The organism is Streptomyces sp. A5-4, assembly GCF_051131715.1.
Classification (GTDB): Bacteria; Actinomycetota; Actinomycetes; order Streptomycetales; family Streptomycetaceae; genus Streptomyces.
The window spans coordinates 7,528,852-7,540,816 of record NZ_CP178591.1; the positions used below are offsets into that span (position 1 = coordinate 7,528,852).

At 72.4% G+C, this 11,965-nt stretch carries 11 protein-coding genes; 7 read left to right on the plus strand and 4 right to left on the minus strand.

What is annotated here, in order from left to right; translation table 11 throughout:
- Nucleotides 1-14: 14 nt before the first annotated feature.
- The 4 genes from ACLLJJ_RS35360 to ACLLJJ_RS35375 all read left to right on the plus strand — a co-directional run bounded on the left by ACLLJJ_RS35360 (nt 15) and on the right by ACLLJJ_RS35375 (nt 4,425).
- Entirely contained in the window at nt 15-899 is an 885-nt protein-coding gene (locus tag ACLLJJ_RS35360) for a hypothetical protein (RefSeq protein ID WP_434598748.1), read from the plus strand.
- A gap of 178 nt (nt 900-1,077) precedes the next feature.
- Nucleotides 1,078-1,944: a protein phosphatase 2C domain-containing protein gene (locus tag ACLLJJ_RS35365; RefSeq protein ID WP_434598750.1), complete on the plus strand. Its 867-nt coding sequence runs from the start codon at nt 1,078-1,080 to the stop codon at nt 1,942-1,944.
- Between the two features lie 80 nt (nt 1,945-2,024).
- Entirely contained in the window at nt 2,025-3,767 is a 1,743-nt protein-coding gene (locus ACLLJJ_RS35370; RefSeq protein ID WP_434598751.1) for a pyruvate dehydrogenase, read from the plus strand.
- 145 nt (nt 3,768-3,912) lie between these two features.
- The gene (locus ACLLJJ_RS35375; RefSeq protein WP_434598752.1) at nt 3,913-4,425 is read left to right on the plus strand and encodes an ATP-binding protein; all 513 of its coding nucleotides are present in this window, start codon (nt 3,913-3,915) and stop codon (nt 4,423-4,425) included.
- Nucleotides 4,426-4,484: 59 nt separating this feature from the next.
- Here ACLLJJ_RS35375 and ACLLJJ_RS35380 read toward each other — a convergent pair whose 3' ends face one another.
- Nucleotides 4,485-5,543 carry a DUF2637 domain-containing protein gene (locus ACLLJJ_RS35380; protein WP_434598753.1) on the minus strand — a complete coding sequence of 353 codons (1,059 nt, stop codon included), beginning with the start codon at nt 5,541-5,543 and terminating at the stop codon, nt 4,485-4,487.
- Nucleotides 5,544-5,735: 192 nt separating this feature from the next.
- Nucleotides 5,736-6,596, minus strand: coding sequence for a (2Fe-2S)-binding protein (locus ACLLJJ_RS35385; RefSeq protein WP_434598754.1), 861 nt, complete (start codon nt 6,594-6,596; stop codon nt 5,736-5,738).
- A gap of 124 nt (nt 6,597-6,720) precedes the next feature.
- On the opposite strand from ACLLJJ_RS35385, the gene ACLLJJ_RS35390 reads away from it, so the two are divergent.
- Complete coding sequence (locus tag ACLLJJ_RS35390) at nt 6,721-7,467, plus strand: GntR family transcriptional regulator (RefSeq protein WP_434598755.1); 747 nt, start codon at nt 6,721-6,723, stop codon at nt 7,465-7,467.
- 37 nt (nt 7,468-7,504) lie between these two features.
- Here ACLLJJ_RS35390 and ACLLJJ_RS35395 read toward each other — a convergent pair whose 3' ends face one another.
- Together ACLLJJ_RS35395 and ACLLJJ_RS35400 are read right to left on the minus strand one after the other, a co-directional pair.
- Nucleotides 7,505-8,269 (minus strand): hypothetical protein, encoded by a 765-nt coding sequence (locus ACLLJJ_RS35395; protein WP_434600608.1) that lies wholly within the window; start codon nt 8,267-8,269, stop codon nt 7,505-7,507.
- A gap of 230 nt (nt 8,270-8,499) precedes the next feature.
- Nucleotides 8,500-10,212, minus strand: a complete 1,713-nt coding sequence (locus tag ACLLJJ_RS35400) for a PucR family transcriptional regulator (RefSeq protein WP_434598756.1) — start codon at nt 10,210-10,212, stop codon at nt 8,500-8,502.
- Between the two features lie 253 nt (nt 10,213-10,465).
- Here ACLLJJ_RS35400 and ACLLJJ_RS35405 point away from each other — a divergent pair, with 253 nt between their 5' ends.
- Together ACLLJJ_RS35405 and ACLLJJ_RS35410 are read left to right on the plus strand one after the other, a co-directional pair.
- Entirely contained in the window at nt 10,466-11,356 is an 891-nt protein-coding gene (locus ACLLJJ_RS35405; protein WP_434598757.1) for an FAD binding domain-containing protein, read from the plus strand.
- A 2-nt stretch (nt 11,357-11,358) separates the two neighbouring features.
- Nucleotides 11,359-11,961 (plus strand): (2Fe-2S)-binding protein, encoded by a 603-nt coding sequence (locus ACLLJJ_RS35410; RefSeq protein ID WP_434598759.1) that lies wholly within the window; start codon nt 11,359-11,361, stop codon nt 11,959-11,961.
- Nucleotides 11,962-11,965: the final 4 nt, after the last annotated feature.

Genomic DNA, 11,965 nt, shown 5'->3' on the forward strand with positions numbered 1-11,965 from the left:
TGGACAATAGGGGCATGAGCCAGCAGGGGGAGAGGCGCACCACGCACGAGGACGAGTGGTGGAGTCGGCTGTACGACGACGAGATCACCCCGGACACGGGCCCCGCGCCGGCGGGCGACACTCTGGACGACCGATTCCACTCGGCGGTGGGCACGGTAGGACCACCGGAGGCGGGACCGCCCGCACCGGAGCCACCGCCTTCACCGGCACCGAAGCCGTCCGTGGCCCCGACGACACCGGGACCACGGTCTCCAGCTCCACCGGAGCTGAAGCCACCGGCGCCGACCCCACAGGTCCCACCGGCGCCGCCGGTCGTGCCGCGCGGGCGCGCTCCCTGGGAGTCGCCGGAGCCGCCGCGGCCACCCGCCCCGATCGACGCACCCGCGCGGCCCGCGACGCCCACTCGGCCCCCGCCGTCCGGCACCTCCGCCGGCCCGCCCCCGGGAGCCGCGCCCCCGGAGGGCTGGCGCCCGGTGCCCGGTCCGGCGCCCCACCACCCGGCCGAGCGCCGCGCCGCCTGGGACGCGACCGCGCCCCCGGAGGACTGGCGGCCGACGCCCCCGGGCCCCCGCCGGCCGCCCGGCGTCCCCCCGGTCCCGGAGGCACGCGAGCCCGAGCCGCCGGAGCGCCCGCACCTGCCGCCCGTCCCCACACTCCCGGACTCCTGGCGACCGGCCGCCCCCGAGGCGCCCTCGCGGCCCGACGCCGGGCACCCGGCCCCGGCGGAGCGCCCGCCGCAGCCCGCCGTCCCCGCCGCCTCCGGCCCCCGGCCGGGAGGCGCCCTCGCGGCCCGACGCCGGGCACCCGGCCCCGGCGGAGCGCCCGCCGCAGCCCGCCGTCCCCGCCGCCTCCGGCCCCCGGCCGCCTTCGGCGGAGCCACCGCGACCGGCCACTCCTGACGCCCCGCCCGCCGTTGCCCGGCCCACGCCGGCCCCGGCGGGCGCCGCGCCGCGCGGTGCTCCTGGACGGTGGCCCCGGGGCGACTACGTCGGGGACGGTCCGCCCACCTACGACGCCGAGCCCACCGCGCTGCCCTCCGCCGACCCGCACGAGCTGGACACCCTCGTCGCGGACACCGTGCTCGACGGGGCGCAGTACGGCACGTACACCCTGCGCGGCGCCTCCGTGCGCGGCGACTCGGCCCGCTACCGGGGTGAGCCACGGCGCGACGCACTGCTCACCGCCCGCTTCGGCAGCGGGGTGGGCGCCCTCGTCCTGGTGGCGGTGGCCAGCGGGGCCCGCGCCTCGGAGAGCGCGCACCTGGCCGCGACCGGCGCGTGCCGGTCGATCGGTGAGGCCGTCGGCCGCAGCCACGCCCGGCTCTCCGACGACATAAGGGCGGGCCGCAGGGGCGACCTGAAGTCGGGCCTGCGCCGTCTCACCGACCGTAGCTACGGCAAGCTCCGCGCCCAGGCCGGTGACCTCGGCCTGGAGCCCGAGGAGTACACCGCGAGCCTGCGCTGCCTGCTGCTCTCCGCCGATCCGCAGTGCCGGACCAGGGTCTTCTTCGGCGTCGGCGGCGGTGGCCTCTTCCGGCTGCGCGACGGCGCCTGGCAGGACATCGAGCCCCTCGCACCCGAGACCGAGGCCGTCGGCGAACCCGTCGTCGGCTTCGGCTCGGTCCCGGCCGAGAGCCCCGAGGGCGACCGCCTGACCATGGACCTCGGCATCACGACGGGCCCCTCGCCGTACGTCGAGAGCAGGCCGCCGCCCACCGAGCCCTTCCGCTTCCGGGCCTCGGTGGCCCGCCCGGGTGACACCCTCCTGCTGTGCAGCGGTGGCCTCGCCGAGCCGCTGCGTGGCGAGGCCGCACTGGCCGACGAGCTCGCCGAGCGCTGGGCGAGCGCCGACCCGCCGGGCCTCGCGGAGTATCTCGCGGACATCCGGCTCAGGGTCAAGGGGTATGCGGACGACCGGACCGCGGTGGCGGTCTGGGAGGCGTAACGGCGCCCGCCATGGGTTGATGGACTCGGCGGCAGCGCCGCGACGAACCAGCCGACGTTCCGAGAGGGTGTGCGCATTCCATGGCCAAGCAGAAGGTGGCGGAGCAGTTCGTCGACATCCTCGTGCGCGCGGGGGTGCAGCGCCTGTACGGCGTGGTCGGGGACAGCCTCAACCCGGTCGTCGACGCGATCCGCCGTACGCCCGCGATCGACTGGGTCCAGGTCAGGCACGAGGAGGCCGGAGCCTTCGCCGCCGGCGCCGAGGCCCAGGTCACCGGCAAGATCGCGGCCTGCGCCGGATCCTGCGGCCCCGGCAATCTGCACCTGATCAACGGCCTCTACGACGCCCACCGCTCGATGGCCCCGGTCATCGCCCTCGCCTCGCACATCCCGTCCGGTGAGATCGGCCTGGGCTTCTTCCAGGAGACCCACCCCGATCAGCTCTTCCGCGAGTGCAGCCACTACAGCGAGCTGATCTCCAGTACCCAGCAGATGCCGCGTGTCCTGCAGACCGCGATCCAGCACGCGATCGGCCGCAGCGGCGTCAGCGTGGTGGCGCTGCCCGGCGACGTCGCGTCCGCCGAGGTCTCCGAGCGGGCCATCGAGCACGCACTGGTCACCACGCGCCCGACGGTCCGCCCCGGCGAGGCGGAGATCGAGAAGTTCGCCCGGATGATCGACGAGGCGAAGCGGGTGACGCTGTTCTGCGGCAGCGGGACGGCGGGCGCGCACGCGGAGGTGATGGAGTTCGCCGAGCGGGTCAAGTCGCCGGTCGGGCACGCCCTGCGCGGCAAGCAGTGGATCCAGTACGACAATCCGTACGACGTCGGCATGAGTGGACTGCTCGGCTACGGCGCCGCGTACGAGGCCACGCACGAGTGCGATCTGCTGATCCTGCTGGGCACCGACTTCCCGTACTACGACTTCCTGCCGGACGACGTGAAGATCGTCCAGGTGGATGTGCGGCCCGAGCACCTGGGCCGCCGCTCCAAGCTCGACCTGGCGGTCTGGGGCGACGTACGGGAAACACTGCGCTGTCTGACACCGCGGGTGAAGGCGAAACCCGACCGCAAGTTCCTCGACCGGATGCTGAAGAAGCACGCGGACGCCCTCGAAGGCGTAGTGAAGGCGTACACCCGCAAGGTCGAGAAGCAGGTTCCGATCCACCCCGAGTTCGTCGCGTCGGTCCTCGACGAACTGGCCGACGACGACGCCGTGTTCACGGTCGACACGGGGATGTGCAATGTATGGGCGGCCCGCTACATCACGCCGAACGGGCGCCGCAACGTCATCGGTTCGTTCACCCACGGCTCGATGGCCAACGCGATGCCGCAGGCGATCGGAGCCCAGTTCACCGACCTCAACCGTCAGGTCATCTCGATGTCCGGCGACGGCGGATTCAGCATGCTGATGGGCGACTTCCTCACCCTCGTGCAGTATGACCTGCCGGTGAAGGTGATCGTCTTCAACAACTCCTCGCTCGGCATGGTCGAGCTGGAAATGATGGTGGACGGCCTGCCGTCGTTCGGAACGACCAACAAGAACCCGGACTTCGCGGCGGTCGCCCGAGCCTGCGGTGCCTACGGCGTGCGCGTCGAGAAGCCCAAGCAGCTCGCGGGCGCGCTCAAGGACGCCTTCAAGCACAAGGGCCCGGCCCTGGTGGATGTGGTCACCGACCCGAACGCGCTCTCCATCCCGCCCAAGATCCGCAAGGAGATGGTCACGGGGTTCGCGCTGTCCGCCGGCAAGGTCGTACTGGACGGCGGGGTGGGTCGGATGCTCCAGATGGCCCGATCCAATCTGCGCAACGTGCCGAGGCCGTAGCCCCGGCGCGTCCACGGCGAGGCAACAACGAGCCAAGCCTGACTACTTGTTGATAAATCCATATGCGTGCCCCTCCCGCCTGCGGGGCATGCATCCCGTGAACCTGTTCGAGAGAGAGGACCGATCCAGCGTGCGGGTGGGGGCTATGGCAGGGCACCAGGCGGGCGGACGAAGGGCAGCCAAGCACGGGTCGTCGGACGTACCGGAGACAGCGGAAGCGGCCAAGGAGAAGGCAGCCGGCGGGCTGGGTCATCTACGACGCCGACTCGGGCGTTCGGATCTCGCGGCGGTGCCCGAAGTCCGGCGTGCGCTACGTGAGTTACTGAGGCTCCGGGGAGACTCGGGGCGGGCCGAGACGGCCGAGCTGCTCACCACCGAGCTGGTGACCAACGCTCTCGTGCACACGGAACACGACGCCGAGGTCACGGTCACCCTCACCGCCTCCAAACTGCGCGTGGAGGTAAGGGACTTGGTGCCCCGGCACCCCAGCACGCAGGTGGCGGCCGACGGTGACAGTACGCACGGCCGGGGGCTGATGCTGGTGCAGGCCCTCGCGGACGCCTGGGGGGTCCGCGCGCAGGGTGTGGGCAAGGTCGTCTGGTTCGATCTGGACCTCAGTGGCGGCGGACTCGACATGAAAGGTGGCGGACTGGCGTAACGGGCCGGTCCGCCACCAGGGCGGGATGCGCGGTCACGGACTGCTCGCCGAGCTTCGGCTCAGCCGAATTGCTGTTCCAGATCCTTCAGCTTCTGCTCCAGGGAGTCGAGTCGCGGCAGGGTCTGGGTGTCGTCCTCGGTAGTGAGGTCGACCGTCACCATGTCAGTTCCCTTCGCTGCCTGAAGGGAGGGCCTTGACCGAAGCGGCAGTTGTCCTGGCTCTGCTATGGCAGGCTCCGCGACGGCCTGCGGCGCGGAGCCCGAGCTCGGGGCGGCGCTGCCGCCGGTGATCTCGACCTGTCGGCCGCCGCCGCGACCGCGGCCCCAGGCCCGGTGCTGTCGGTTGATGGCCTTCAACTGGGCACGCTCCATTTTCTGGTGCTCCCGTCGGCGGATACGGTTCTGCTCCTTGTCGCGCCGGTCCTCGCGGACCTCCTCGACCGCCTCGTCCAGGGTGCTTACACCCTCCAGGAGCATCAGCGACCAGGCGCCGAAGGTCTCCCTGGGCGCCCTCAGCCACCGTACGATCCGGATCTGCGGCAGCGGACGGGGCACCAGGCCCTGCTCACGCAGCGCGGCCCTGCGGGTCTGCTTGAGCGCGCGGTCGAAAAGCACCGCGGCCGAGAGCGACATCCCGGCGAAGAACTGCGGGGCGCCCGCGTGGTCCAACCCCCGTGGCGCGTGAACCCAGTTGAACCAGGCCGCCGCCCCCGCGAACGTCCACACCAGCAGGCGCGAACCGAGGGCCGCGTCGCCGTGGCTGGCCTCGCGGACGGCGAGCACCGAGCAGAACATGGCCGCGCCGTCGAGGCCGAACGGGACGAGGTACTCCCAGCCGCCGGCGAGGCTGAGGTTTTGCCGGCCGAAGCCGACCAGGCCGTGGAAGGAGAGTGCGGCGGCGACCGCCGCACAGCAGAAGAGAAGGAGATACGAGGCGGTGCCGTAGACCGCTTCCTTGCGCCTGCGCCGCTCCTCGGTGCGTTCCCAGGAGTCGTCGGCCGCGGCTGCCTTGCCACCGGCGCGCTTGCCGCGCGCGAGCACCGCGACCGCCGCCAGGACCCCCACGAGCAGTACGCCGCCCGGAAGCAGCCAGTCCAGCGATATGTCGGTCAGTCTCATGCGGTGTCCCTTGCATCGCGGTAGGGCGTTTCGGCGCCATATTGGCAAAACCGCGGTGACGCGAAGAGGCTTTCGGTGCAAGAGGACGCCAAGGGAGTCCCCGGCCATGCGAATGAGTGCGATCCGGTCGAACCGGCGTACGGGAAAAGAGAGTTGGGTTCGATTTACGCCACCCGATCGGGTGGCGTGCCGTCAGGCGGTTGCCGCCGCCTCCTGGCTCAGCTTCCGTACCCGCTCCGCGTCGCACGTCCGGGGACAGGTCACACAGGTGTCCTCGGGGCGCAGGGTGTAGAAGAGGCAGCAGCTCGCCCGGTCCCGGGTCGGCAGCGATTCGCCGTTCGGCCCGGTCAGTTCACGGAAGCCGGCGGTGCCCGCGTACGGCTTGGTCGTACCCGGCAGCAACAGCTCCAGCTCCGACATCGCGCGGCGCTCCTCGCCGACGAGGTGGGCGATGTACCAGAGCCCCTCGACGATCTCGTCCGTCGCCATGCCCCACAGGGCGCGCTTCCCGCGCCGCATCCGTGGCCCGAAGCCGTCGAGGACCGGCCCGAGGTGCTCGGCGACGGACGCCCTGACCTCGGCGCGCAGGGCCTCCTCGTCGGGTACGACGCGGGCGCCGGGGAGGTCGGCCGCGGGGTCGTCGGGCAGGCAGGCGAATTCCTTGACCCGTACGGTCATCCGGCCCAGCGTGCGCTGGAAGGCGACGTCCTCGACGGGGACGCGGGGCACCCGGCGGTGCAGGAACCACGGCACGGTGACCAGCAGACAGGCGGGCCACGCGTACCGGTGGAGGCCGAAGCTGGCGATCACATCGGGCCGGGCCTGCTGGCCGTAGTCCCGGAGGACCTGTGCGTTGTCCCAGGCGAGGAAGGCGTCCAGGGCGTCGCCACCGGCCGCGAGATCCTGTGCGCCCACCCAGCCGGCGCCGCTCGGGACCTGCTCGGCGTCGTCGAGCTCCCTGATCCGCAGACCGGAGAAGACCTCGGCGAGGCGTGCGTACGAGTCCGTGACAGGGGACGCGGTGACGCCGGGGAAGAGCGTGTGGACGGTCATGCAGGACCACCGAATCGCGATCGTTAGCAGGTAAGCCTTACCTTACCCGATCAATTCGAGGTTTGAACTGTGTCCCCGCCCGCCTATCGTGCATATGGGACAACGGCACCGGAGGAGGACCCGGATGGAGCAGGGCAGACCGTGGGGCGTCGCACCCCCGCACGTTTCCGCCCCCGGCTACGCCACCCGGGTTCCGGAGCAGGTGCGCGGCGAGCACACACATAGTGAGCCCGTCGCCCCCCGGGCCGTTCAGCGCCACTCCGTGCGCGGCCAGGTCCTGGACGCGCTGCGCGCGGCCCTGGTCAGCGGTGAGCTCGTACCGGGGGAGGTTTACTCGGGTCCCGGACTCGGCGCCCGCTTCGGGGTCTCGGCGACACCCGTGCGCGAGGCGATGCAGCAGCTGGCCCTGGAGGGCGCGGTCGAGGTCGTCCCCAATCGGGGCTTCCGCGTCACCGTGCGCAGCGCCCTGGAGCTGGCCGAACTCGCGGAGGTGCGGGCCCTGATCGAGGTTCCCGTCATGCTCAGGCTGGCCCGTACGGTCCCGGCCGCCCACTGGCGTGCCCTGCGCCCGCTGGCCGAGGCCACCACGGCGGCGGCGGCCACCGGGGACCGCGCGGCGTACGCCGAGTCGGACCGGGCCTTCCACCGGGCGATGCTCAAGTTCGCCGGCAACCGCCAGCTGGTGACGGTCGCCGACGAGCTGCACCGCCGCTCCCAGTGGCCGCTGGCCACCGGTGACCCGTTGGGCCGCCGGGCGGACCTCGTCGCGGCCGCCTCGGAGCATCTGGCGCTGCTCGACGCGCTGGTCGCCCAGGATCTGACGGTGGTTCAGTCACTCGTACGGGAGCACTTCGCGGGCGCCGACCGGTGACCGCCGGCCGCTGACGGCGCGACCACTGTCCGAGCCGCTAAGCCGCCGTCGGAGGTGTCAGCTGCGCCGCCAGCCAGGTGGGGACGCCGTCCAGCAGCCGGAACAGGCGGCCGGCCTCCGCGCGCAGCCGGGTCGCCTCCGGCTCCGGCTCCGCCCCGGCGAGTGCCGCGAGCGCGGGGGCCGTGCCCACCAGGTATCCGAGCTCCTCCCGGATGCGCAGGGACTCCGCGAAGCCGTGCCTGGCGTCCGCCAACTCCCCGTCACGCAGGGAGAGTCCGGCCAGGTGGCGCCAGGTGAAGGAGAGCAGCAGGGTCTGGCCGTGCGAGGCGGCTCCGGCGTGGGCGCGGCGGTAGGCGGCGCGGGCCGACTGCGGGGAGTCGGATATGTGCTCGGCGATCAGGCCGCGGCGGAAGTCGAGCAGTGGCCTGGCCGGCGCGGTGGGAGCCAGCAGCGCGGCCGCCCTGCCGAGCGCGGCGCGTGCCTCGTCGGCGCGGTCGCGGGTGCCGAGCACGGTGGAGGCGTACGCGAGGTGGCCGCGTTCGCAGGCCGCGGCGCCGCGTTCGTCGTCCTCCCGCGCGACGGCCTCCGCGGTGCGCAGGGCGTCCTCCGCCTCGGCCCAGCCCTGCTCGGTGAACAGACAGCGCTCGACGAGCAGCGCGGCCCGCTGGAGTGCGGCGGCCGGCGTGGCCGCATGTGGTTCGAGCAACGCCGCGGCGTCCGTCCAGCAACCGCGTGAGCGCAACCGCCATACAGCGGTCTGGAGTGGGCTTCCGTCCCCTGCGGTCATTCCGGAACCAGACATGGCGGACTGCGCCACATTGCCCTCCCCGAGCACACCATTGAGCTGTGAGTAGTGGGCGAATCTCAGCACGGATTGGCACCCCGGGCCAAGGGGTCTGGTGAACGGATTCACAAAGGGTGGGCGGAAGTGCCCGGTTTGGGGCATCCGGCCTCCCGGGCGGCGCTCCCCGGGAGACGGCCGACCGGCCGGGCGGGGCCCTCTGGGGGTACCCGGTCGGCCGATCGGGGCTCCTAGCTCATCCGCAGTGCCAGGAAGAAGTCCAGCTTGTCCTCAAGACGCGACAGATCACGGCCCGTCAGCTGCTCGATCCGACCCACCCGGTACCGCAGGGTGTTCACGTGCAGATGCAGCCGGGCCGCGCAGCGCGTCCACGAACCGTCGCAGTCGAGGAACGCCTCCAGGGTGGGCACGAGTTCCGCGCGGTGGCGCCGGTCGTAGTCGCGCAGCGGGTCCAGCAGCCGCGCCGTGAAGGCGCGCCGTACGTCGTCCGGCACGAACGGCAGCAGCAGGACGTGCGACGCCAGCTCGTGGTGGCCGGCCGCGCACACCCGGCCCGGCCGCGCCGCCGCCACCCGGCGGGCGTGCCGGGCCTCCTCCAGCGCCCCGCGCAGGCCCTCCGCCGAGTTCACGGCGGCACTGACACCCAGGGTCAGCCGGCCGTCGTCGGCCAGGCCGCCCGACAGCGGCGCACGTACCGCTTCGAGCAGGACATCGGCATGCAGCCCGAGCATCCGGGCCTCGCCGTCACCCTCGCTGTCCGCGTCGGCGCCGTCGCCGCCGATCGAGGACACGGCCGCCAGCGGTACGAGCGCGATCGCCTCGTCGCCCGCGTGCGCCACCGCGATCCGGTCGGAGGTGTCGGACCCGACGACCATCGGATCGACCAGGATCTCCTCCAGGAGCGACTGCGCGACCGGACCGGCCGGGATCTCCTCGCCCTCGTTCCAGTCGACCCGCGCCACCACGACCTGCCAGTGCGGCGCGGAGCCGAGCCCCGGCAGCAGCACCGGCGCCGCCACTCGCAGCCGGGCCGCGATCTCCGCGGGGGGCGCGCCGGCCTGCACCAGCTCAAGCACCTCCTGGGCGAGCCTGCGCCGTACGGTGCGGGCCGCGTCGCGCCGGTCGCGTTCCACGGCGATCAGCTGGGTCACGCCCTGGAGCAGGTCGAGCCGGGCGGCGGGCCAGTCGCCCGCGTCCGCCTCCACGGCCAGCAGCCAGTCGGAAAGCACCGTCTCGCGCACATCGCGGGAGGCCGCCACCTGGCTCGCGCCGCGTCCGGCCCCGCGGATCGGGAACAGCGAGTACGTCGTGCCCTGGAGGGTGGTCCGGTGCGGCCCGCGGCGGCCGGTCCGGACCGCGGCCAGGTGCTCGCCCGCGAGCGTCGCGCTCACGGTGGCCGGCAGCGGCGCGCCCGCGCCCGCGATCTGCCGGCCGGTGGGGGACAGCACCCAGGCCCGCAGATCGAGGTCGGAGGTGAGCAGGTCGAGCACCACCTCCGGGCCGCCGCCCGCCGGTCCCGAGGTCATCAGCCTGCGGTGCCGGTCGACGACCGCCGCCAGGTCGCCGGCCCGCTCGCCGGACACCTGGCGCACCACATGCTCGGTGATGGTTGCGAAGGCAACGGCCTCGGTGACCGCGAAAAGTGGCAGACGATGGCGCGTACACGCCTCCACGAGATCGGCGGGGATCGCGCCCATCTCGGCCTCGCCCGCCGCGAGCCCCGCGACACCCGCGCCGGCCAGGATTCGTACGAAAGGCTCGGAGTCCGCGGCATCACGCCGCCAGGCGAGTCCGGTGAGCACCAGCTCGCCTCCGGTGAGATAACGGCTGGGATCCCGTAGGTCGGTGGTCATGACCCCACGCACCGTGCGGTCGAGTTCGTCCTCGCCGCCCAGCAGCCGCAGGCCCAGCGCATCGGTTTCCAGCAGTGCGCGCAGCCGCATGGTGTCGCCGCCGATCTGTCTCGTTGTTGCCGGTGGAAAACGGTGAGGTTACTGAGCCCCGCCTTTCATATGAATCTACAAGACATGAGAGTCGACCAGCCAACTCCTTCATGGTTTCAGTGACTGCACCAGGCGGGGCACGGCTTGTGTACTTGGGCCACAAGGCGTTAACAGCACATGAACATTTCGTCGAGAGGCCCATCGGCCTGTTGGCTTGAACTGAACGACCCGAATACCGAGAAGAGAGCCGCTCATGGACTTCCTTCGCCCCGCCAGCTGGGAGGAGGCGCTCGCCGCTAAGGCAGAGCACCCCTCAGCTGCGCCGATCGCGGGTGGCACCGACATCATGGTCGAGATCAACTTCGACCACCGTCGGCCGGAGTACCTCCTGGACCTGAACCGCATCGGCCTGCTGCGGGAGTGGGAGGTCGGCGAGGAGAGCGTCCGGCTCGGCGCCTCCGTCCCGTACGCCCAGATCATGGAACACCTCAGGCCCGAACTGCCCGGCCTCGCGCTGGCCTCGCACACCGTCGCCTCGCCGCAGATCCGCAACCGCGGCGGCGTCGGCGGCAACCTGGGCACCGCGTCCCCGGCCGGCGACGCCCACCCGGCGCTGCTCGCCGCGGGCGCCGAGGTCGAGGTCGAGTCGGTGCGCGGCAGCCGCCGCATCCCGATCGACGACTTCTACACCGGCGTCAAGCGCAACGCGATGGCGCCGGACGAGCTCATCAAGTGGGTGCACGTCAAGAAGGCCGACGGGCCGCAGCAGTACTCCAAGGTCGGCACGCGCAACGCGATGGTCATCGCCGTCTGCGCCTTCGGCCTGGCGCTGCACCCGGAGACCCGCACGGTGAAGACCGGCATCGGCTCCGCGGCCCCCACCCCGGTGCGCGCCCGCGCCGCCGAGGACTTCCTGAACGCCGCGCTCGAAGAGGGCGGCTTCTGGGAGAGCGGCAAGATCATCACGCCGTCCATCGCCAAGCAGTTCGCGGAGCTGGCCTCCGGTTCCTGCAACCCGATCGACGATGTGCGCGGCACCGCGAAGTACCGCAGGCACGCGGTCGGCATCATGGCCCGCCGCACGCTGGGCTGGACCTGGGAGCAGTACCGCGGCGCCGGCCGCACGCTGGAAGGAGCTGCGTAACCATGCGAGTAAATTTCACGGTCAACGGCCGTAAGCACGAGGCCGACGACGTCTGGGAGGGCGAGTCCCTCCTCTACGTCCTGCGCGAGCGCATGGGGCTCCCCGGCTCCAAGAACGCCTGCGAGCAGGGCGAGTGCGGCTCCTGCACGGTCCGCCTCGACGGCGTACCGGTCTGTTCCTGTCTCGTCGCGGCCGGCCAGGTCGAGGGCCGCGAGGTCGTCACCGTCGAGGGCCTGGCGGACTACGCCGGGCACCGCACGGCGGAGCACCCCGGCGGCGGTTGCGTCTCCGGTGCCTCCGGCACCTGCGGCACCACCGTCGACCAGGCGAAGCGCTGGCAGGCCAAGCCCTCCGACGGCCAGGCCGGTGAGGGCGGCGAGCTGTCGCCGATCCAGCAGGCGTTCATCGACGCGGGCGCCGTGCAGTGCGGTTTCTGCACCCCGGGCCTGCTCGTCATGGCGGACGAGATGCTGGAGAAGAACCCGTCCCCGTCCGACCAGGACATCCGCGAGGCGCTCTCCGGCAACCTGTGCCGCTGCACGGGTTACGAGAAGATCCTCGACGCGGTCCGCCTCGCGGCCGCCCGTCAGGAAGAGACGGTCTGAGCGA